General features: G+C 43.9%; 22 protein-coding genes. 17 read left to right on the top strand and 5 right to left on the bottom strand.

What is annotated here, in order from left to right; all coding sequences use genetic code 11:
• Positions 1-30: 30 nt before the first annotated feature.
• On the bottom strand, positions 31-1197 hold the full coding sequence (locus tag GGD38_RS16830) for a Gfo/Idh/MocA family protein (protein ID WP_375297413.1): 1167 nt from the start codon (positions 1195-1197) through the stop codon (positions 31-33).
• Positions 1198-1374: 177 nt separating this feature from the next.
• On the opposite strand from GGD38_RS16830, the gene GGD38_RS16825 reads away from it, so the two are divergent.
• The 9 genes from GGD38_RS16825 (at position 1375) to GGD38_RS16785 (ending at position 11699) form a co-directional block, all read left to right on the top strand.
• Positions 1375-2682, top strand: a complete 1308-nt coding sequence (locus GGD38_RS16825) for a sugar MFS transporter (RefSeq protein WP_375297412.1) — start codon at positions 1375-1377, stop codon at positions 2680-2682.
• Positions 2683-2784: 102 nt separating this feature from the next.
• Positions 2785-3675 (top strand): hydroxypyruvate isomerase family protein, encoded by an 891-nt coding sequence (locus GGD38_RS16820; protein ID WP_375297411.1) that lies wholly within the window; start codon positions 2785-2787, stop codon positions 3673-3675.
• 53 nt (positions 3676-3728) lie between these two features.
• Positions 3729-5408 (top strand): GMC oxidoreductase, encoded by a 1680-nt coding sequence (locus GGD38_RS16815; protein ID WP_375297410.1) that lies wholly within the window; start codon positions 3729-3731, stop codon positions 5406-5408.
• Between the two features lie 170 nt (positions 5409-5578).
• On the top strand, positions 5579-7291 hold the full coding sequence (locus GGD38_RS16810) for a GMC oxidoreductase (RefSeq protein ID WP_375297409.1): 1713 nt from the start codon (positions 5579-5581) through the stop codon (positions 7289-7291).
• Between the two features lie 118 nt (positions 7292-7409).
• Positions 7410-7985: a gluconate 2-dehydrogenase subunit 3 family protein gene (locus tag GGD38_RS16805; RefSeq protein ID WP_375297408.1), complete on the top strand. Its 576-nt coding sequence runs from the start codon at positions 7410-7412 to the stop codon at positions 7983-7985.
• An 86-nt stretch (positions 7986-8071) separates the two neighbouring features.
• Complete coding sequence (locus GGD38_RS16800) at positions 8072-8944, top strand: sugar phosphate isomerase/epimerase family protein (RefSeq protein WP_375297407.1); 873 nt, start codon at positions 8072-8074, stop codon at positions 8942-8944.
• 136 nt (positions 8945-9080) lie between these two features.
• Positions 9081-9506 carry a YybH family protein gene (locus GGD38_RS16795; RefSeq protein ID WP_375297406.1) on the top strand — a complete coding sequence of 142 codons (426 nt, stop codon included), beginning with the start codon at positions 9081-9083 and terminating at the stop codon, positions 9504-9506.
• A 144-nt stretch (positions 9507-9650) separates the two neighbouring features.
• Complete coding sequence (locus tag GGD38_RS16790; protein ID WP_375297405.1) at positions 9651-10556, top strand: prohibitin family protein; 906 nt, start codon at positions 9651-9653, stop codon at positions 10554-10556.
• 285 nt (positions 10557-10841) lie between these two features.
• Positions 10842-11699 carry a DUF6089 family protein gene (locus GGD38_RS16785; protein WP_375297404.1) on the top strand — a complete coding sequence of 286 codons (858 nt, stop codon included), beginning with the start codon at positions 10842-10844 and terminating at the stop codon, positions 11697-11699.
• 146 nt (positions 11700-11845) lie between these two features.
• Here the strand turns inward: GGD38_RS16785 and GGD38_RS16780 are convergent, their stop codons facing one another.
• A complete protein-coding gene (locus GGD38_RS16780) occupies positions 11846-12082 on the bottom strand; it encodes a hypothetical protein (protein ID WP_375297403.1) in 237 nt (78 codons plus the stop codon).
• Positions 12083-12305: 223 nt separating this feature from the next.
• Positions 12306-13079: a glycoside hydrolase family 25 protein gene (locus tag GGD38_RS16775; protein WP_375297402.1), complete on the bottom strand. Its 774-nt coding sequence runs from the start codon at positions 13077-13079 to the stop codon at positions 12306-12308.
• Positions 13080-13215: 136 nt separating this feature from the next.
• On the opposite strand from GGD38_RS16775, the gene GGD38_RS16770 reads away from it, so the two are divergent.
• From GGD38_RS16770 to GGD38_RS16745, 6 genes are all read left to right on the top strand, one after another.
• Complete coding sequence (locus tag GGD38_RS16770; protein ID WP_375297401.1) at positions 13216-14247, top strand: radical SAM/SPASM domain-containing protein; 1032 nt, start codon at positions 13216-13218, stop codon at positions 14245-14247.
• A 274-nt stretch (positions 14248-14521) separates the two neighbouring features.
• The gene (locus GGD38_RS16765) at positions 14522-14692 is read left to right on the top strand and encodes a DinB family protein (RefSeq protein WP_375297400.1); all 171 of its coding nucleotides are present in this window, start codon (positions 14522-14524) and stop codon (positions 14690-14692) included.
• Positions 14693-14798: 106 nt separating this feature from the next.
• Positions 14799-15251 carry a MarR family winged helix-turn-helix transcriptional regulator gene (locus tag GGD38_RS16760; protein WP_375297399.1) on the top strand — a complete coding sequence of 151 codons (453 nt, stop codon included), beginning with the start codon at positions 14799-14801 and terminating at the stop codon, positions 15249-15251.
• Positions 15252-15290: 39 nt separating this feature from the next.
• Positions 15291-16868: a glycoside hydrolase family 10 protein gene (locus GGD38_RS16755; RefSeq protein ID WP_375297398.1), complete on the top strand. Its 1578-nt coding sequence runs from the start codon at positions 15291-15293 to the stop codon at positions 16866-16868.
• A 523-nt stretch (positions 16869-17391) separates the two neighbouring features.
• Complete coding sequence (locus tag GGD38_RS16750; RefSeq protein ID WP_375297397.1) at positions 17392-18609, top strand: DegT/DnrJ/EryC1/StrS family aminotransferase; 1218 nt, start codon at positions 17392-17394, stop codon at positions 18607-18609.
• 88 nt (positions 18610-18697) lie between these two features.
• Positions 18698-19228 (top strand): hypothetical protein, encoded by a 531-nt coding sequence (locus GGD38_RS16745; protein ID WP_375297396.1) that lies wholly within the window; start codon positions 18698-18700, stop codon positions 19226-19228.
• Between the two features lie 190 nt (positions 19229-19418).
• On the opposite strand, the gene GGD38_RS16740 is transcribed toward GGD38_RS16745, so the two are convergent.
• Positions 19419-19895: a hypothetical protein gene (locus GGD38_RS16740; RefSeq protein WP_375303855.1), complete on the bottom strand. Its 477-nt coding sequence runs from the start codon at positions 19893-19895 to the stop codon at positions 19419-19421.
• Positions 19896-19921: 26 nt separating this feature from the next.
• On the opposite strand from GGD38_RS16740, the gene rpoN reads away from it, so the two are divergent.
• Together rpoN and GGD38_RS16730 are read left to right on the top strand one after the other, a co-directional pair.
• Entirely contained in the window at positions 19922-21409 is a 1488-nt protein-coding gene (rpoN, locus tag GGD38_RS16735; protein WP_375297394.1) for an RNA polymerase factor sigma-54, read from the top strand.
• 12 nt (positions 21410-21421) lie between these two features.
• Positions 21422-22081 carry a hypothetical protein gene (locus tag GGD38_RS16730; RefSeq protein ID WP_375297393.1) on the top strand — a complete coding sequence of 220 codons (660 nt, stop codon included), beginning with the start codon at positions 21422-21424 and terminating at the stop codon, positions 22079-22081.
• Between the two features lie 75 nt (positions 22082-22156).
• On the opposite strand, the gene GGD38_RS16725 is transcribed toward GGD38_RS16730, so the two are convergent.
• Positions 22157-22939, bottom strand: coding sequence for a murein L,D-transpeptidase catalytic domain family protein (locus GGD38_RS16725; RefSeq protein ID WP_375297392.1), 783 nt, complete (start codon positions 22937-22939; stop codon positions 22157-22159).
• Between the last annotated feature and the right edge of the window lie 68 nt (positions 22940-23007).

Raw genomic sequence — 23007 nt, 5'->3', positions numbered from 1 at the left:
ACCTGGAATTTGTGATTTGGAGCTTTTCCGTTATACTTCAAACAACGTCCACTTCTCTTTGCTGGCGCTGCTTTTTACAACATTATCAATAAACGCCATGCCCCGAACGCCTTCGTCTACCCGAGGAAAGTCGAGCATTTCTTTTGAAGGTTGTTGTCCGTCAATTTTGGCTCCCAGTGTCAATGCAAAGTTGCGATAGATATTGCCGAATGCCTCGAGGTAACCTTCGGGGTGCCCGCCCGGAGTGCGGCAGTTGTGTGTGGCAAAAGAAGATAATACACTGGTGTAGTTAGCGCCCGCGCGTAAGATCTGTGTAGGTTGATCGAGCCATTTGGCAATAAGGGTATTGGGTTCGTGTTGTGCCCATTCAACGCCACCCAACTCGCCGTATACCCGAATTTTTAAAGCGTTCTCTTCCCCGGCGGCTATTTGCGAAGCAATTAAAGCACCGGCGGCGCCATTATCAAATTTTAATAGAACATTGCCATCATCATCGAGGTGGCGGCCTTCAACCATTGTATTCAGGTCGGCGCAAAGATGGGTTATCTTCAAACCGGTAATGTATTCTGTAAGGTGTGCAGCGTGTGTACCAATATCGCCCATAGCACCGCTCTTACCCGATTTTTTAGGATCGGTTCTCCAGGCGGCCTGTGCGTTTCCTTCGCGTTCGCTCAAACGGCTTAACCAGCCTTGCGGATATTCAACAATTACTTTTCTAACCTTACCCAGTGCACCGCCCTGTACCATAGCACGGGCCTGTTTTACCATAGGATAACCCGAATAGGTATGTGTTAAACATAACTGCAAACCGGTTTCCTCAACTTTTTTGCTTAACTGTTTAGCTTCGTCGAGTGTAAAGGTCATAGGCTTTTCGATCACCACATGAAAGCCATGATCGAGCGCCATCATAGCAGGAGCAAAATGTGCAAAGTTGGGCGTAACGATGGTTACAAAATCCATACGTTTATCGGCTGGTAATTTGCTTTCGGCCCTGATCATATCTTCGTAATTGGTATATATACGATCCTCGGGAAGAAATAACATTTTTCCAGATTCGATGGCCACTTCAGGATTTACACTTAGTGCGCCGCAGCACAGTTCAATGAGTCCGTCCATATTGGCAGCAATGCGGTGAACAGCGCCGATAAAGGCATCTTTGCCTCCACCTACCATTCCCATTCTTAATTTTCTGTTCATGAAATATTAATTAGAAAATGTGAAAAAGGATTTGTTTTAAAATAAAAAATTACATTTACATGCTTATTGTGAATCTAACGAATTTACAATTGCGTTCGATAAAGTTACGGTGGTTCGGTAAAAACTTTAAAAATTATCAATTACCAGCCGTATATTAAACCAAAAAGATTTCTTGCCATGCAACAACCAACTATCAATCGCGGCCAGCTTTTCTGGGCCAGTTGTTTAGCTCTTTTAGTAACCTCTTTATCTTTCGGCATACGTGCCGGTATCTTAGGCCAGTTAGGTACCGAATTTCAACTCAACGCTTCTCAATTAGGGACCATAGCAGCCACAGCATTCTGGGGCTTTCCTTTAGCCGTTATTATTGGCGGTATGGTAGTAGATGTTATTGGCATGAAAAAGTTGCTTTTACTTGCCTGTTTCTTTCACCTGGTAGGTATTATATTAACTGTTTTTGCCAAAGGGTACTGGCCATTATTTCTCTCTACCTTATTAATAGGTATTGCCAACGGTACGGTAGAAGCGGCCTGTAACCCACTGGTAGCAGCTATATTCCCCGAAAATAAAACCACTAAATTAAATCACTTTCACCTTTGGTTTCCCGGCGGTATTGTTATAGGAACGCTTATAGTATTCTTATATAATAAAGCAGGTATAGGTCCTATTGCCGGTATGCAACCCTGGCAAATACAGGTGGCCGTAATGCTTATTCCTACTTTAATTTATGGTTACCTGGTAAGCAAGCTGAAATTCCCGGTTACTGAACGGGTAGCTGCCGGTGTTTCAACAGGCGACATGTATAAATCATTATTGAATCCGCTGTTTATTTTCATGATCATCTGTATGTTCGGAACAGCCATTACAGAGTTGTTTACCGGGCAGTGGATAGATGTATTATTAAAGAATGTTACCGATAACCCCATATTGTTGCTTACGCTCGAAACCGGTGTAATGGTTGTAGGCCGCGGCCTGGCTGAGCCTGTTGTGCATCGCTTATCGCCACAGGGGGTACTGCTTATATCGGCCATACTTTCTGCTTTAGGAATTTATTTGTTAGGTCATACTACAGGGAACATGGTTTTCGTAGGCGCCTTAATTTTCGGTATGGGTGTTTGTTATTTCTGGCCAACCATGATCGGGTTTGTTTCAGAAAACCTTCCCAAAACAGGTGCAGTAGGATTGAACTTAATGGGCGGCGCAGGTATGTTTGCGGTGTCAATATATATGATGCTTATGGGAAGCCATTATGATAAACTGCTGGCCGATAAGTTACCCGCAGGCGCCGATCTGAAAACGTATATGGGCGCAGCCCCGGGATCAGAAATGGCCAATGCGCTTTCTGAAGCTAAAAAAGCAGCCGGTCCGCAGATCTTAGATACCACTTTAATTATTCCAATAGTATTGGTTGTAGCGTTTGCAGGGTTGGTTTTTTACATGCGCGGCAGAAAGAAGGCCGAGCTGTTAACACCTGTTAGCGCATAATAGTACTATCTTAACCATTAATAATATTTTAACATCGGCGGTTCCACAATTAAACGATTTTGTGAGAACAATTTGTAAATTTCAATCTTAACATTTTTAAACATGGCCAATCAATCGCGAAGAGTTGCCATTAAAAACCTGGTAGCGGGAACGGCCGCACTGGGAACTGCCAACGTGCTTTCGTCTTTTACCACTTCTGAAGAAACTAAATCAACAGCCTTGAAAGGAAATATCAACCATGCTGTGTGCCGTTGGTGCTACGGTTCAATTCCGTTGGATGAGTTTGCTGCGGCCGCAAAAAAAATGGGTATCAGCGCTATTGACCTCGTTGGTCCTAAAGACTGGCCAACCCTGCAGAAATACGGTGTGTTCTCCTCTATGTGCAACGGCGCCGAAATAAACCTGGTAGATGGCTGGAATGATAAAAAATTCCACGCCCAGTTAATAAAGAACTATACCGAAATGATTCCCCTGGTAGCAAAAGCAGGTTATAAAAACCTTATTTGCTTCAGCGGCAACCGCCGGGGTATAGACGATGAAACAGGTTGGAACAATTGTGCAGAAGGATTGAAACAGATCATGAGCATAGCCGAAAAGAACAACGTGATCATTGTAATGGAGCTGCTCAATAGTAAAGTAAACCACAAAGACTACCAGTGCGATAAAACCGCCTGGGGTGTAGAGCTCGCCAAACGTATAGGATCAGAAAACTTCAAACTGTTATACGACATCTATCACATGCAAATAGATGAAGGCGATGTTATAAGGACCATTAAAGACAACCACCAATACATTGCACATTACCACACCGGCGGTGTTCCCGGCCGGAATGAAATTGATGAAACGCAGGAATTATATTATCCTGCCATCATGAAGGCCATTTTAGACACCGGCTTTAAAGGTTATGTGGCGCAGGAGTTTATTCCAAACCGCAAAACCAATGAAGAAAAACTGGTATCGCTTGAAAAAGCGATCAAAATCTGTGATGTATAATAGCTGTTACTTATTTCTATACGTGTTTCTTATAAACTAAAAACGATTGAACCATGGCAGATAATGTTTATGATGCTATTGTAGTGGGCTCGGGCATTAGTGGCGGCTGGGCTGCAAAAGAACTTACCGAAAAAGGATTGAAAGTTTTGTTGCTTGAACGCGGTGAAAATATTGAACACATAAAGGGGTACGCAAGTGCCAACAAAGCACCTTGGGAATTTCCACACCGCGGTGGCAAAACCCAGGAAATGATAAAGGAGTATCCTGTATTGAACCGGGACTATCCTCTCAACGAAACGAACCTGAATTACTGGACAAATGAAAAAGATTGTCCGTATACCGAAACAAAACGGTTCGACTGGTATCGTGGTTATCATGTGGGCGGCCGCTCCTTAATGTGGGGCCGTCAAAGCTATCGCTTAAGTGATCTCGACTTTGGAGCCAATGCTAAAGAAGGCCACGCTATTGACTGGCCTATTCGTTACAAAGACATTGCGCCCTGGTACGATCATGTTGAAAAATTCGCAGGTATAAGTGGTACCAAAGAAGGTCTGCCTCATTTACCCGACGGGCAGTTTCAACCCGGCATGGAATTGAACTGTGTTGAAAAAGATGTAGCAGCCCGCCTTAAAGCATATTACAAAGGAGAACGTCATTTATTCATAGGCCGCGTGGCCAATATTACCCAGGAATTACCAGGCCGTACAAAATGCCAGTTCCGCAACAAATGCTGGCTGGGTTGTCCGTTCGGTGGTTACTTCAGCACGCAATCATCTACTTTACCAGCTGCCATGGCAACCGGTAACCTTACGCTTCGTCCTTTCTCTATTGTTACAAAAGTGTTGTACGATAAAGACAAGAAAAAAGCCACGGGTGTTGAGATCATAGATGCGCAGGATAACAAGACCTACGAGTACAAATCGAAAGTGGTGTTCCTGTGTGCTTCGGCATTTAACAGTACCTGGGTGTTGTTTAATTCGGCCACGGATGTATGGCAGGGCGGTTTGGGCAGCAGCAGCGGCGAGTTGGGCCATAATGTTATGGACCACCACTTCAGAGTAGGCGCCGATGGCATGGCCGAAGGGTATGATGACAAATATTATTTCGGTCGCAGACCAACAGGTTTCTATATTCCCCGCTTCCGCAATGTTGGCAGCGATAAAAGAGATTATGTTCGTGGTTTTGGTTATCAGGGTGCAGCCAGCCGTCAGGGTTGGAACCGCCAGATAGCTGAGCTGGGAATTGGTGCCGAACTGAAGGACGCATTAACAGAACCAGGTCCCTGGTCGCTGGGTATGACCGCCTTCGGCGAAATTTTACCTTACCACGAGAACAGGATCTCACTCGATACATCGAAAAAAGATAAATGGGGACTGCCCGTTCTGGCTATCGATTGCGAATTGAAGGAAAATGAGAAGAAGATGCGCATAGATATGAAGAACGACGCCATGGAAATGCTTACCAACGCCGGATTGAAAAATGTAAAAGCCAGCGAAAGCGATTATTTCATGGGCATGGGTATTCATGAAATGGGAACAGCCCGTATGGGTAAAGATCCCAAAACATCGGTGCTCAATGCGCACAACCAGGTTTGGGATGCTCCCAACGTATACGTAACAGACGGCGCTTGTATGACATCTGCCGCCTGCGTAAACCCATCACTTACTTACATGGCATTAACGGCCCGCGCCGCTGACCATGCCGTAAGTGAACTAAAAAAAGGAAATATTTAAAACAGAATAAGCTAATGTGATAATATGCTAATGTGCTATTGGCAGATTGATGTCTTAAATACATTTAAAAAATTATTTAAATTACACGCTGCTTTATTTTAAATGAAAGCGTCTTAACCGGTGTATTTCATTATCACATTATCATATTATCACATTATCAAATTAATAGTATGGGGGATTCCTTAAACGTACACCTAAACACTAAAGCAACCGCACAAAACACCTATGATGCAATTGTTGTAGGTTCAGGTATAAGTGGTGGCTGGGCCGCCAAAGAATTATGCGAAAAGGGTTTAAAAACATTGGTGCTGGAGCGCGGTAGAAATGTGGAACACATTAAAGACTACGCCGGAACAGAAAAGAATATATGGGAGTTACCCTACCATATGAACAAGAGTGAAGAAGACAAGAAGAACAGCCCTATTCAAAGTAAATGTTATGCTTATGACGAGGTGTCGAAAAAGTTCTTTGTCAACGATATCGAAAACCCATACAACGAGGTAAAGAAATTCTGGTGGATCCGTGGATACCATGTTGGCGGCCGTTCGCTGATGTGGGGCCGTCAAAGCTACCGGTGGAGTGATATTGATTTTGAAGCCAATGCCAAGGACGGGCACGGTGTTGACTGGCCCATTCGCTACAAAGACCTGGCGCCATGGTACAGCTATGTAGAAAAGTTCGCCGGTATAAATGGTAATAGAGATGGTTTGGCGCAATTGCCCGACGGGGAATTTTTGCCAGCAATGGAAATGAATTGCCTCGAAAAACATGTGGCTGCCAGCCTTAAGCAAAGCTATACCGACCGGGTAATGATCATGGGCCGTTCGGCCAACCACACCAGGCAGGTAGGCGACCGTGGACCCTGCCAGTACCGCAACAAATGCCACCAGGGCTGTCCGTTCGGTGGTTATTTCAGCAGTAACTCGGCAACACTGCCCGCAGCAAAGAAAACCGGCAATCTTACTTTACGGCCGAACTCAATTGTGCTCGACGTACTGTACGATAAAGACAAAAAGAAAGCTACAGGTGTTCGCATCCTCGATGCGGAAACCATGAAAACCGAAGAGTATTATGCCAAAATAGTGTTCCTGAACGCATCTACCCTGGGCACTGCTCACATTCTGTTACATTCCGTATCGGATGTATTCCCGAATGGATTTGGCAACAGCAGCGAGCAGGTGGGCCACAACCTCATGGACCATCACTATGGTGTAGGAGCGCACGGAGATTATGACGGGTTTGAGGATTCGTATTATTATGGAAGAAGACCAAATGGTATTTACATACCCCGGTTCAGAAACATAAGTGAAAAAACAAAGCGCAGCGATTATGTACGCGGTTTTGGTTACCAGGGTGGCGCAAGCCGGGGCCGGGTTAGCAACGGCGATGGCATTGGTGTTGAACTGAAAGAAAGTCTTACCGAACCCGGTAAATGGTCAATGGGTATTGGGGCCTGGGGTGAACATTTACCCTATTATGAGAACAAGGTTACCTTAAACAAAGAGAGGAAAGATAAATGGGGGCTGCCTATACTTGATATCGATTGTGAGTTCAAGGAAAATGAAAAGATCATGCGCAAAGACATGACGGACAGCGCAGCAGAGATGTTGGAAAAAGCAGGATTAAAAAATGTGAAGACATTCGACAACGATCCCCCGCCCGGATTCTGTATTCATGAAATGGGTACGGCCCGTATGGGAAGAGATCCTAAAACATCGGTGCTGAATGGTAACAACCAAATGCACGATGTAAAGAATGTGTTCATTACCGATGGCGCCGCTATGGCATCATCAGCCTGCCAAAACCCATCGTTAACGTATATGGCGCTTACGGCACGGGCGGCTGATTTTGCAGTGAATGAATTAAAGAAAGGCAATCTGTAGTCAATGTGCTAATGTGATAATTTGCTAATGTGCGATGCTTTAATGCGAAGCTCAAAAGTAAATGCTGGCACTAATAAATTGAAATTCTTAAAACGATTCATACTTCAAATTTATAATTATGAACAGAAGAGACGCATTATCCCGTGTTGCATTGTTGTTGGGGAGTACGGTGATCGGGGCTGAATTCTTTCTGAGCGGTTGCGCCAGTGGCGATAAAAAAGTTGGCCAGTCGGTTGACTTTACCGCCGACGATATTGCTTACCTGGATGAAGTAGCGGAAACCATTATTCCTGCCACCGATACCCCAGGCGCCAAAGCTGCCAAGGTTGGTACATTCATGACCGTTATGGTAAAAGACTGCTATGACGAAAAGAACCAGAAGATCTTTCTGGAAGGCATGAATAAACTGAACGAGGCCAGCAAGAAGAAATTCAGCGGCAACGGGTTTTTGAAAGCAACGCCCGAACAACGTAAAGAGCTGTTGAACGAGCTGGATAAAGAACAAAAAGATTACGCAAAGAATAAAAAGAAGGAAGACGGCGCGCACTACTTTACACAGATGAAACAGTTAACGCTGTTGGGTTACTTCACATCTGAACCCGGCGCTACACAAGCTTTACGCTATGTGCCAGTGCCCGGCCGTTACGATGCGTGCATCCCTTATAAAAAAGGCGACAAAGCCTGGGCTTTATAAAATATTGAATGTCGAATAACGAATGATGAATGATGAAGTGTATTTCACTTCAACATTCATCATTTACTATTAAATACAAGTGATTCATGCAAAATAGAAGAAGTTTCCTCAAAGCAACCGGAACATTGGCGTCGGGATTATTAATAGGAAGATCAGCCTTCTCTATGGAAGATTTTGAGACCAATGCAAGCATTAAAAAATTCGGTTTGCAGTTATACTCTCTCCGCACCGATCTGCCAAAAGATCCCAAAGGGGTTTTAAAACAAGTGGCAGCTTTTGGCTATAAGCAAATTGAAAGTTACGAAGGCAAGGATGGCATGTTTTGGGGCATGACCAATAAAGAGTTCAAGAAATATATGGATGAGCTGGGCCTTACCATTGTGTCGAGCCACTGTAACGTATTCAGTGATTTTGAAACAAAGGCGGCACAGGCAGGTGAAATAGGCATGAAGTATTTGATATGCCCAAGTTTGGGTGGTCGCAATAAATCGATAGATGATTTTAAAAAGGCAGTTGATACGTTCAATGCCTGCGGCGACATTTGTAAAAAGAATGGATTGCGTTTTGCCTATCACAACCACGGCTACAGCTTTGAAACAATGGACGGTCAGCTGCCACAGGATATATTGATGCAGGGCACCAATAAAGACACGGTTGATTTTGAAATGGATATTTACTGGGTTGTTACAGCCGGCGCAGACCCAATTGCCTGGTTTAATAAATACCCCGGCCGCTGGAAGTTGTGCCACGTAAAGGACCGCAGAAAAGGCGCCGATCCAAAAGATCACGAAGCCTCTATTGACCTGGGTATTGGTAGTATTGATTTTAAAAAGATACTGAAAGCAGGTAAATCAAATGGCCTGGAGTATTATATTGTTGAGCAGGAGCGTTACGATAACAGCACGCCGCTGAAAAGTGCAGAGGTAGATGCTGCGTATATGAAGAAGTTTAAGTTTTAAGATAGAATTTTAATATATAAGAAAGCCCGGAGGTAATTTGAAGCCTCCGGGTTTTTTATGCAGGTTAACGGGTTAACTGGTTAACGAATTAACTCGTCAACTAAATCTTATCTTTAAACAAACAACTACACATATTATGAGAAGTTTACCTCTCTTCATTTTATCCTTCTTTTTAATTCAACAGGTTTGGGCACAGGATAAAGATGAACAGGCCGTTCGAAAAATACTAGGCGACCAAACCATTGCCTGGAATGCCGGAAATATTGAAGAATTTATGAAAGGGTACTGGAACAATGACTCTTTAATGTTTATTGGAAAAAGCGGTGTAACATATGGATACCAGAACACACTAATGAACTATAAAAAGAATTACAGCAATTCCGACGAAATGGGTACCCTGTCTTTTGACCTCATTAAAGTACAGCGCCTCTCCCGTGATTATTACTTCGTTGTAGGAAAATGGCATTTGAAAAGAAAGGTGGGCGATGTAGGTGGCCACTATGATCTAATTTTCAGAAAGATCAACGGCTCCTGGTTTATTGTTTCTGATCATAGCAGTTAAACTATAGTGCTAAATAGCAATAGGGATTCTCTATAGGTACCATGATGAATGCGCGGAAATTGTTGAACCACTTCAACCTTGTTTGCACCGTTATGACAGCCATATTGGTGGCGGCCATAATGTGCGAACTTAAACCATACAATCATGGCTCTTATAATTATCGGGTTTGTCATTTTTCTTATTGGCCTGGCAGTAGCCCGCAACCAGGATAACTTCCGTCGCTTTGCTGCACCTGTTCGCATCCTTGGCGCCATCGTTATATTAATTGGGATCATAACGTCGTGCATTATTCAAATTGATGCCGGAGAGGTGGGCGTAAAAAAGCTGTTTGGTAAAGTACAGAACGATGTATTGACAAGTGGCTTACACTTCATAAACCCATTGCTCGATGTAGAAAAGATGGACGTAAAAACCCAAAACTATACAATGAGCGGGGTACATGATGAAGGCCAGAAATCGGGTGATGACGCCATACGCGCCCTTACTGCCGACGGCCTTGAAGTAGTGATCGACCTCACGGTTTTGTACAGGGTACTACCAACCGATGCGCCCCGTATTGTACGCGAAACCGGCCTCGACTTTACCAGTAAGGTGGTACGACCGGTTACCCGCACCAAGATCCGCGACAATGCCGTGTATTATGAAGCGGTAGCACTGTATTCTTCTAAACGCGATGAATTTCAGGCCCGCATTTTTAAAAGCATTGAAGCCGATTTTAAAAACCGCGGACTGGTACTTGAGCAATTACTCGTTCGCAACATAACGCTGCCGGCCATGGTGAAAACGGCCATAGAGCAAAAGATAACGGCTGAACAGGATGCGCAAAAAATGCAGTTTGTATTGGCAAAAGAGCGCCAGGAAGCTGAGCGCAAGCGTGTTGAAGCGCAGGGTATTTCAGATTATCAGCGCATCATTAGCGAAAGCCTTACCGACAGGCAACTACAGTATGAGCAAATAAAAGCCCTGAAAGACCTCGCCGGTTCGGGCAACGCAAAAATGGTAATTATGGGCAAGGGGAATACACCGGTTATTTTGGATGCGAAGCAGTAGGTAGTCGTGAATCGTGAATCGGCAATCGGCAATAGCTCGCGATTATCGGTGCCCGCTATTAATCGTGAGTTACCTGAAACTTAAAACCCGCAACCTGTATTTTGTATTCCCTGAAACTTGCACCCTGCAACCTGTAACTTGAATTTTTGCATTTCCCGGCAACAGGAACCCGGTAACTGGGAACCCTGTATGGGTAAGTAATATTTTAACTCATAAACCGTTTAAGGATGTCAACCAAGCCGTAGATTTGTGCCGGCGAACAGATTATATCCTAATTGAATATTAATGAGAAAGATTATCATGGTGTTATGTTGCACCCCCCTGGCAACATTTGCTCAAAACTTTCATTTGTCGGCCCGGGTGGGCATCGCCAATTACCAGGGCGATCTGCAATCAAAGAACATTACTTTTAAACAGGCAAAATTCATGGGGTCACTGGGCGCCATGTATGATATATCGGAACATGTTACTGCCCGTACCTATTTTACGCTTACATCACTGGCAGGCGACGATAAAAAAGGTACCACTGCAATGAAAGCCCGTAACCTGAGCTTTCAAAGCCGGATCTTTGAATGGGAGCTGGGTGCACAATACAATATTTTAAGCCTTAACAACAGCTGGTGGACTCCCTATATTTATGCAGGAGTGGGTTTGTTTCACTTTAACCCGTACGCCAAAACTGCCGATGGCAACAAAACCTATCTAAAGCCATTGAGCACCGAAGGTCAGGGTATAGTTGCTGGTAAAAATGAATATAAACTTACCCAGTTTATGATACCACTTGGAATTGGGGCCATGTATGCCATTAGTGAAGATGTAAGGGTGGGAATAGAAATGGGCTATCGCAAATTATTTACCGATTACCTCGATGATGTTAGTACCCAATATGTTGACCAGGGCACTTTGTTGGCTGCAAAAGGACAAACTGCTGTTGACCTGGCTTACCGGGGCGATGAAGTTGGTGCTGGCGCATATCCTGCGGCTAAAAGTCCCCGTGGTGGATCGAGCGTAAAAGATGGTTATTATTATATGGCCGCTACCGTAACTGTTCGTGGAATTTTCTTCGATACCTACAGGCGTATTGCTGGGTTACCCACTTATCACAGAGATAGAAAAGTTGGTTGTCCGGCTACCAGATTCTAATTTGAAGTTGATAAGTTAACAAGGCTGAAACAAAAGATTTTTATACAAGGCTTCCTTCAACCAGGGAGCCTTTTGTGTTTATTTCACGTTTGCCGTTTCACGTGAGCGAGGCTGAATAGTGGCGAGCCATTGCCGATTGCCGCTTTTCACCCATGCGGAAACTTCTTCTTCCAAATACGAACATATAAATAGATGAGGGCTGCCGTGGTAACGGCGAACCAAATGTAGAAGATGATATTGCCAATAGTTATTTTAGGGTTGGGTACCAACAGGTCGTTATAAGCGCCAATGGCCACGGTAATGGTAAGCCAAAAAAATCCTGCTGAAACAGTCCAAACGATCCGCTTCAAAAAGTCCTTAACATCATGTTCCATCATATCCATACAGGAAAATTTTTTAGAGGCTGTAAAACTTTACTTTTTGTATCGTCCAAAAATTCCCGGTTGTCGAAAATTTTTTGAACCGCATCATCTAAAAAGTTTTTGCTATCAAAAAAAAATAAAATCAGCATCTGCAGTTCGTTTTTATGATAGCAAAGCGTCCCTAAGCCCCTATAAAATTACATTTTGTAAGGGCAAAATGGCTTAAAAGCCTTATTCTTTCCGTTTAATTGACCAGTAATTTCTTGAAGTCGGTAGAGTCGCCGCTAAATGCGTTGAAATCAACCTTGGCAAAAATACCATTCACATGGCCCTGCTCGCTGTATTGCCAAAAATGCCAGTCGCGGTAAATGCGGGGTTTTTCTTTTTGCAGGTAATGGGCCACCCATAAAGGGTATTCATCAAATTCATCTTTGAGTACCTGTTGGTAAAAATCAACATTGGCGTATATGATGGGTTTAACCCCGTAGTAATTCTCAACAGTTGTAAGCCATTCTTTTACCCGCTCGCGTACTTTTTTCCAGGGCACACCGTATGTGGCTTCCACATCGAGCACGGGCGGCAGGTCGCCGGGTTGCAGTTCTACCGTTTTAATAAAATGCTCGGCCTGGGCCTTGCCATTTTTGGTGGCAATAAAAAAATGATAGGCGCCGCGAGCCATGCCGGCATCTTTGGCCCTTTTCCAGTTACGTTTAAAAAAACGGTCCAGGCTTTCAACTCCTTCGGTTGCTTTTATGAATGTAAAGCCCATTTTAATGCCTGCTACATTCATATTTCTTACGCTTTCCCAGTCAATAGTTTCCTGGTAGCGGCTTACATCTATGCCATGAATTGTATATCGGGTGGGAACTTCAATGCCAAATGCCGCATATCGGGTAAAATGAGCTCTTCTTTCCTGCCACCATTCATACGCCCTCAACACCAGCATGCAAATTGTTGCTGCTACGATCAGGCTAACGACTAATTTCCAAACAATGGCTACCTTTTTTTTATTTGCCATAAGGGTACACAAATATATTGGAGCGCTTAAACAAAGCGATGATATAATCTGTTGAAGTGGAAAATTTTAACTCTTTTAAACGTTGCGGTACTTAAAACATTGTCTTTAAGCTTACGAACCCTAATTTTACACTCCTATGCCCGCAATTAACTGGCACGATAGTTTCAATTTAATATCGAGGTTAACACCCCGCCGGGCATGGAATGCAGGTAAGGTATTAAGCAGTTATTATATAAGTAAGATAACCGGCAAACCAGTGCAGTGGGGGTATCCCATCTCTATTTCATTCGAACCTACCACATCGTGCAATTTACGCTGTCCGGAATGCCCCAGCGGTTTAAGGGCATTTACCAGGCCAACGGGAATGCTGAAAAATGATTTCTTCCGGCAAACTATTGATCAACTGTCAAAAGACCTCTTATACCTTGTCTTTTATTTTCAGGGCGAACCGTATTTAAACCCGGCTTTTCTCGATATGGTGAAATACGCATCGGAAAAGGGGATATATACTGCCACCTCCACCAATGCACATTACCTCACCGATGAAAACGCCCGTAAAACGGTTGAAAGCGGCCTCGACAGGCTGATCATTTCATTAGATGGCACTACCCAGGATGTGTATCAACAATATAGGGTGGGCGGAAAATTGCATAAGGTATTGGAAGGGGCCCGAAATATAGTAAAGTGGAAAAAAGAACTCAGGAGTAAAACGCCGTTCGTATTCTTCCAGTTTTTGGTAGTAAAACCGAACGAGCATCAGATAGAAGATGTAAAGCGGCTGGCAGCAGAGATAGGAGTTGATGAAGTAAGATTTAAAACAGCCCAGGTGTACGATTATGAGAACGATCCTAATAAGCTAATACCATCCATTGAAAAGTTCAGCCGGTACCGCAAAAACAAAAGCGGAAAAATGGAGATCAGGAATAACCTGAGCAACCATTGCTGGCGGTTATGGCACGCTACGGTTATTAGCTGGGATGGACTGGTTGTACCCTGTTGCTTTGATAAAGATGCCCAGCATCCGTTGGGTGACCTGAAAGGTATGAGCTTTAAAGAAGTGTGGCATAACGATAAGTATAAACGATTTCGTGAGCAGGTGTTGATGGGGCGGAAAAATATTGATATTTGCGCCAATTGCAGTGAAGGAACAAGAGTGTGGGGCGACTAAGGGAAATTATATAACGTAGGCTGGTAAGAGTAATCAAAAAAGAGGAATAGTAGCTTTAAAAGTGCTTAAGGAATAAGAAATAATGTAATTTCGAAAAACAAAATAGGTTTAGCAGTACAATAATAAGGTCAGCCAATAGACCAGACCAAATAACCCCTAACAACCCGGGAAATAAACCCAAAACAATGCTTAGAATTAGGACCCAAAACTAAGCACAAGGAAACCTGATCCTTCCCCATACCTGACCGCAGAACAAGTTTAAACCAGTGAGTATATGTCCTTGTCTGCATCTGTTTGTAGCCGGTTGCAACATCAGCATGAAACTATTCAAGAACTGTTGAATGAGTTTTCAGAAGACCAATTACAGCAACGTATACATAGCGATAAATGGAGTGCTTTTGAGCAGGTAGCTCATGTAGTTACTTATCAATCTGTATTCCGATAACGACCCTATGAAATGCAGTACACATAGCATATTTATGCTAACGCGGTCGACCCGCCCCTGGTTATCAGTTTTTATTCAATAACTAATATTTATTCCTGTGCAGACCATGAGTATAGAAAAAGACATACAACAGCCAAAGTTCCGGAATGAGTATCATAAAACGGTGGTCAACCTGATCTTTACCTACAACTGGATAACAGAAAAGACCAAACAGTTTTTTGAAAAGGGAGATATTACCTCCCAGCAGTATAATATTCTCCGCATTTTGCGGGGTGCCGGAAAGCCATTGTCCACGTTACAGATCCGCCAGCGGATGTTGGATAAAATGAGTGATACCAGTCGTATTGTTGACAGGCTGGTAAAGAAAGAGTTAGTACAAAAAGTGATATGTAAAACCGACCGTCGGCTGGTAGATGTTACCATAACCGATACCGGTATGCAGTTGCTCGACCGGCTAGATAGCTACAACGAGCAAATGGATTCCATGCTGGGCAATTTGAGTGAAGAGGACGCTAAAATGTTAAATCAGCTTCTCGATAAGATAAGAAATTCAGAATAACCGTACTTTTATTGAAATCCGTTAATCTTTAATCCGAATATGAAAAGAACACTAAGCCTGTTGGTAGTGGCCTGTTTTATAGTGTTTAATGTTGTAGCGCAGCCTAAATATGAATTTAGGGCAGCATGGATTGCTACAGTTGATAACATTGACTGGCCTACACGTGGAAATTATAATACTGAAAGCCAGAAAGCAGAGTATATAAACCTGCTTGAAATGCATAAGCGTAATGGCTTAAATGCCGTTATCGTACAGGTACGACCCTGCGCCGATGCATTTTATCCATCACAATACGAGCCCTGGAGCCAATGGCTTACCGGTAAACAAGGTAAGGCGCCAACTCCTTATTACGACCCATTGGCATTCATGGTTGAAGAGGCCCATAAACGCGGTATGGAGTTCCATGCCTGGTGCAATCCTTACCGGGCCGAGTTTGCCATAGGTAAAGCGCCCATTGCTGCCAGCCATATTACCAAAACACATCCCGAGTGGTTTTTGAGTTATGGCGGTACCCGGTATTTCGATCCCGGTAATAAAGAAGCACAGAATTATGTGGTGAATGTGATCCGAGATATTGTTAGCCGCTACGATATAGATGCTATTCATTTTGATGATTATTTCTACCCATACCCCATTTCAGGCAAAGAATTCCCTGATAAAGATTCTTATCAGAAATACGGAAATGGGCTGAGCCTTGGCGATTGGCGTCGGAGCAATACCGATTCTATCATCTTAAAGCTTAGCAACGCCATTAAAGAAGAGAACAGGTTTTGCCGTTTTGGAATTTCACCCTTCGCCATTTGGCGCAACCGCAGCCAGGACCCCGAAGGCAGTGAAACTCAGGCGCTGACCAACTATAGTGAGTTGTATGCCGATATCTTACTTTGGTTAAAAAGCGGCTGGATAGACTATGTAGCGCCACAGATCTATTTTGAATTTGGTCACCCCCGGGCAGCTTATGAAGTGTTGCTCGACTGGTGGGCAAAGCACAGCTACGGCAAGCATTGTTATGTTGGACTGGGCATTTTTAAAGCCGGTTCAAGTGCAGCGTGGAAAGATAAAACCCAGATCCCGCGCCAGATACAGGCTATGCGCCAATATCCTGAAATTCAGGGTGCTATTTACTTCAGTACGGCCTCCTTCTTAAAAAATCCGCTGGGTTGGAACGATAGCCTGCGCTATAATTATTATAAAGAACCGGCCATGGTGCCACCTATGCCGTGGATTGATGAAGTTAGACCCGAAACCCCTGAAGTGGTTTCAATAAAACCGGTTGATACCACCTTGCGCATAGAAGTAGCAAGAACAAAAACAACCTCTACCCAGGCGAAAAAAATAAAATGTTACCGTTTATACGCTTGTTATAATGAGGAGTTCAATAACAACAATTTTTATAACGCCCAATTAATAGGAAGCCGTTTCGATTCGGTCGACACTTGTGTGTTTTACGCGCCGTTGCGGAACGATAAAAAATTTGTAAGGTTTTATGTAACCTGCCTAGATGATGAGAATACCGAAAGCAAGCCATACCCCAACTGGCCGATAAAGCTGGAGGCCGTAAAGGTGGACAGGTTGGGCTGGACGTTGAATAGAGAGGCTAATACAGCGGCGAAGTAGGGAAAAGTTGACAGGTTGAAGAGTTAATAAGTTGACAAGCCGGCAGTGCGGCTACCAATAGGTAAAAGGATTAAAGATATGGGAGGCTTCCTGCAAAGGGAGCCTCTTTTTTGTTTCCGGGTTCCGGTTACCAGTTGCCGGGAATACAAATACAGATTCCGGGTTCAGGAGAATAGGAGCTGCGAAGCCGCGACGCATAGCAATAATCTTTTCCGCACGTTAGCGACGGGGGACCCAAAAACCATCCGGAACCGCCGAAGGCGGCGAAGGAGCATCGTTTTTAACTTACAAACTGAACAACTGACCAACTCACAAACTTGTATTCCCTTTATCAACTTTATCATCTCCTTCAACTTTTCAACTTCCTTGTCAACCTGTCAACTTGTTAACCTGCAACTATTTACCAAATTACTTTGTTCAACCGGTACCCATGCTAATATCCAAACTGGATCACCACTATCCACCGAAATATCTACCTTTGCTGACCAAATATTTTGACAAATAAACCATAAACAAATTCAATATGCCTGGCTTTGAACTATGGGGCGCCGATGAACGCAAACAAGTTAATGATGTACTTGAAACCGGTATCCTGATGCGGTTTGGATTCGATGGAGCACGTAAAGGGATCTGGAAAGCAAAAGAGCTGGAAGCAGCCATCAATAAAAAATTTGGCTGCCAGTATACCCACCTGGTATCGAGCGGCACTACAGCCCTTACCACCGTATTAAGCGCATTGGGAATAGGCTATGGCGATGAGGTGATAATGCCCACCTTTACATTTGTGGCCAGCTTTGAATCTATCATCAGCGTAGGTGCCCTGCCCGTGCTGGTTGATGTAGACGATACCCTTACCATGAACCCCGATGCGGTTCGCAAAGCCATTACGTCCAAAACAAAATGCGTTATGCCTGTACATATGTGCGGCGCCCAGGCCGATATGGACGCCCTGCAACAAATATGTAAAGAACACAACCTGATATTGCTGGAGGATGCCTGCCAAAGCTTTGGCGCTACTTATAAAGGAAAATACCTGGGTACCATTGGCGATGCCGGTTGCTATTCCTTCGACTTTGTAAAAACAGTTACCTGTGGCGAAGGCGGTGCAATTGTAACCAATAGGGAAGATGTGTATATTAACAGCGACGGCTTCAGCGATCATGGTCACGACCACAAAGGTGTAGACCGTGGCGCCGATCTGCATCCGTTCCTGGGTTACAACTACCGCATATCTGAACTACATGCCGCAGTAGGTTTAGCGCAGTTTAACCGCCTGGAAGAGTTTCTGACCAAACAACGTGCTGGCCATTCTCAGCTGAAAGCCATTCTGGCTCAGGTGCCAGAGATCAGCTTCCGCCGGGTGCTCGATGAAGCAGGCGATAGCTGCACTTTCTTAAGCTGGTTCTTACCAACCACCGAATTAACACAGGCAGTAGTTGCTGAATTAAAAGCCCAGAATGCATGGGGTGGCAACTTCTACTGGTTCGATCATAACTGGCATTATATACGCAAATGGGAGCACCTGAAGAAGGGCGTTACACTTAATGCCCTGCACCCCGAGTACAAAGCAGCCATTATGCAACAGGCCAATAAAGATTTTTCGCCAAGTGATGCAGTAATGAGCCGCGGTATTACAACACAGATCTCGCTGCTTACAGGCGAGCAACAAATGAAAGAAAAAGGGGAGAAAATTGTAGCGGCAGTGAAGAAAGTACTGGCTGCGCAAAAGATCTCAGCCTAACCATAATTTTACTACCAGGCCCACGTTTAGAAGATGATGTCAGCAAAAGATATCATCTTCTGAACGTTGCTAAACCAGCGCATTTAAAATGGAAAAGACCGTTATCTCTATAAAAACAGGCATGTGTGTTTGCCTGGTAGCGTTATTAGTATTGGCCGGTTGTAAAAGTCAGGATTCGCAAAGCGGAAGTGCCGCCCGTAACATCAGCGATTCGGCCCGAAAAGCGCAGGACCGCCTCGACAGTCTAAGAAAAACCCACTATTTGAATAACGACCTCTCCATTATTTTCCTCGATGCCACCTCCTGGATCATGAAATCGCAAATGGCTTTAACCAGGGCCGAAATGAGTGGTAATAAAAAAGAAATGGTCGACAGCCTCCTCATAAACAGTACCCAGGGCGATACATTGTATTTGACTTTAAGAAGAATGTATGAAGCCGGCGCTGTGTTTGCCACCTCATATGAAGAGAAAGATGAATACCGCGCCATGCGCGAGCCAGACAGCTCCAAACTGTGGCTGCAGAAATACTTTAAAGAAAGTACGCCAAAAGATGCGTTAAGTACTTTGCAAAAGTTTCAGCAGGATGTTACTGTTATTAATAAGATTGTGAGGAAGTAGCTGCTGACAATCGTGAATGATCGTGAATCGCCGAACGGCGTGAAACGTGAAACGGCAAACGTGAAACGCTTTACTTTCGAGGTTCGCGGCTTTACGCAATCAGGTTGAATTTTCAGTCAGTGCAAAATTAGTTTTTAGTCCGAAAAATCGCGAGCCCTTTCACGTTTCACGTTTCACGACCAGCCAACTATTACCTATGACCTTCTTTACATTCGCTACAGCCATATTCTAATCTATTAGCCTGCTCCAAAGAACCCAGTCTAAACCGGAAAGCCACTTTTGTAACCTTCTCCAACTCTAACTCCCGTTTACAAAATAAGCCAAACCGCTGGGTGTAATAATTGTTACTAATAGTACTCACCACATTTGGGGCCTGAAAAACAGGCTGAACGGCCACTTTGGGGTGGCTTACTTCATGAAAACCAGTTGTTGGTAACTTTTTAGGTAGTTTATACATAGAAACCGCCGCTACTTTGTCCGAAGAAAATAACACCCGGCCCAATGTTATATTTACTTGATTTTGAGCCGAAATAATCCCCGGCAGCAAACAAAAAGCCGCAAAGACAATAATTTTATAAAAACCTTTCACAACGTTCATTACATTTGTTTGTAAATTTACGGCCTGATTTTTGTGGTTGCCGCGAATTTTTGTTAAATTTTTAAGCAACTAACTGAAATAAAATATTGACGCACATGGCATTGAGTCAAAGTTTACAGCAAAAGCTACTCCAAAAACTTTCTCCCCAGCAGATTCAGCTTATGAAGTTGCTGCAGGTGCCTACGGCTAATTTAGAAGAAAGGATCAAAGAAGAACTGGAAGAAAATCCGGCTTTGGAAGTGTCTGAAGAAAATCATGACGAGTATGATAATGAGACGAAAGATGAATTCGACAGTAGCGATGAAGAGGATTTTGATGTAGATGGCAGTGAGGATGAGTATGATAATATTGACATTAGCGAATACGTAGGCGATGAAGACGGAGAAATAGCTGATTACAAATTGCGGGATGATAACTATCCCGAAATGGACGACAAGAAAGTAGTTCCATATAAAATAGAAACGTCTTTTCATGAACACCTGCTGGGGCAGCTGGGAATGTTAAAGATGAGCGATAAAGAACGCCGTATTGCCGAACAAATAGTAGGCAGTATTGACGATGATGGTTACCTGCGCCGCGAAACCGCAGCCATTGTTGATGACCTCGCATTCCGCCAGAATATTGATACTAATGAGCAGGAAGTGGAAAAGGTGATCAGACTGGTTCAACAATTTGACCCGCCGGGCGTAGGTGCCCGCGACCTGCAGGAGTGTTTATTGATACAATTACACCGCCAGCAGGTAGAAGGTAGAAATGTTGACCGCGCCATTGATGTACTTACCGATTACTTCGATGAGTTTACCAAAAAGCACTACGATAAAATTCAACGTGGCCTTAACCTCGATGATGATGGACTGAAAGATGTGATCAGCCATATCATTCGCCTTACGCCAAAACCCGGCGGTAATCATTACGACATCAATAAGGCTGAAAGTTATGTAGTGCCCGACTTCTTTGTTTATAACAATGGCGGTAAGCTGGAACTTACCCTCAACTCTAAGAACGCGCCCGATCTGCGAATAAGCGAAGGCTATCGCGATATGCTGCGCGAATATGATAAGGGCAGCAAAAAAGACAAACGGCAAAAAGAAGCTATCATTTTCATAAAGCAAAAGATCGATGCGGCCAAGTGGTTCATCGATGCCATTAAACAACGCCAGCACACACTGAGCAGTGTAATGGAAACCATCATGACCTATCAGCGCGAGTTCTTCCTTACGGGCGATGAAACCACGCTGAAGCCCATGATCCTGAAAGATATTGCCGAACGCACCGGGCTCGATATCTCCACGGTAAGCCGCGTGGCCAACAGTAAGTTTGTACAAACTGAATTTGGTACATACAGGTTGAAATTCTTCTTTAGCGAATCTCTTAGTACCGATAGCGGGGAAGAAGTTTCAACACGTGAAGTAAAAAAGATCCTCAGCGATCTTATTGAAGGCGAAAGCAAAAAGAAACCCCTGAGCGATGAAAAACTCACCGAGCTATTGCAGGAAAAAGGTTATAATATTGCACGCCGAACCGTTGCCAAGTACCGCGAACAATTGAATATTCCGGTGGCCCGGTTAAGGAAAGAACTGTAATAGAAGCTAGTTATGTCAACAACACCGATCGCCGCCGAGCCGCTTAAACATCCGGCGCCCGTAAGGGCTTTGGCGCATTTTTTTTCCTATGTTTTTCACCCGTTATTTATTCCGGCCTATGTAACAGCATTCCTGGTGTTTGTTGATCCATATACGTTTGCCGGACTGAGCTTTAAACCAAGATTGTTCAGGCTCATTTTTGTTGCTTTCAATACTGCAGCGATACCGGGTTTTGCCGTGTTCCTCATGTGGCGGTTGAAGCTTATACAATCTATGTTCTTGCGTACGCAAAAAGAAAGGATCATACCATATGCAGCAGCCATGATCTTTTACTTTTGGGCCTGGTACGTTGCACATAGACAAAATGAAAACCCTGCACCATTTATTCAATTTCTATTAGGCACATTTCTGGCTGTTTGCGCCGCCTGGTTTTTGAATATCGTAAATAAAGTAAGTATGCATGCCATTGCTGTAGGTGGAATGGCCACGTTCTTCTTATTACATGCATTTAGCCAGCAGGATGTTACCGGAATTTATTTCTCTTATGCTATTATAGTTGCCGGCGTGGTGTGTACCTCCCGCCTTATTGTTTCTGATCATTCACTGGCAGAAGTTTATCTGGGCCTTATTGCCGGCGCCCTTTGCCAGGTGCTTGCAGTGTGGTTGGGATAAGATAAAAATATTATAAATAGAAAAGGGGCCGCTGTGCATCAGCGGCCCCTTTTTCTATTTATATCAATGTCTTATTTAACTATTCAATACCCTCGATTTCTGAATGTAGGTTTTGGTAGGATGATAGATGAACAGGCAGCTTCCATCCTTTATAGTTTGAATAACCCTTCCGGTTTCTTGTTGAGGAAGCGCCGGGCAACCCTGGCTACGGCCATTGATAGGGCTACGGGCTAAAAAACTGGCACCTACATACTCTGAGCCATGAATAACAATGTTACGTTCGTCGGCTTTGTCGTTAAAGTTCTTTTCCAGTCCCTGAATTTTTAAAGCCAGCCCGTGGGTGCCGTAATAAGTAGAGCCGGTTTTATAAAAACCGAGGCTGCTTTTATGCGACTCGGGGCTATTTGAAAAAGAGCGGGCATATTCCCCACCCGAATTGCGGCCATGCGCTACCCAGGTATTGATAAGCACTTTCTTTGTTTCCATGTCAATTACGTAAAATCTTTTGCGGCGTGAGCTTTGGCTAAAGTCGCAAATAGAAAGAACTTCATCTTTCATCACTTTTCCATGCTCAACCAGGTTGCGATAACCCTTAAGAGCATATTCAAATGCTTTTATAGAAAGGCCCCATTTTTTCAGTTTCATTTCTTTGTACATGCCCTCCGCTTCGGCTTCAAAAAGCTCGGCAGCAGTTTTAACATGCGCACTTGCTACCGCGGGCATTCGAACTGGTGCTGCTGTAGAAATAACCGCAGCAGGTTCTTTTACCTCTTCATCAGTACCCGATGTAATTACCGGCGATACTGCCAAAAAACACAACAATGCCCCCATTGACATTTTCCTGTACGTCCGCTTCATAGGAATTAGAACTTATATGGATTTGTAACTATTTGTTTCGGTGATTACGGCTTAGTAACGAAGCTTTC

The sequence above is a fragment of the Niastella sp. OAS944 genome (assembly GCA_024809215.1).
In the GTDB taxonomy this organism is placed as follows: Bacteria; Bacteroidota; Bacteroidia; order Chitinophagales; family Chitinophagaceae; genus Niastella.
This window is presented reverse-complemented; position numbering and strand designations above follow the sequence as displayed.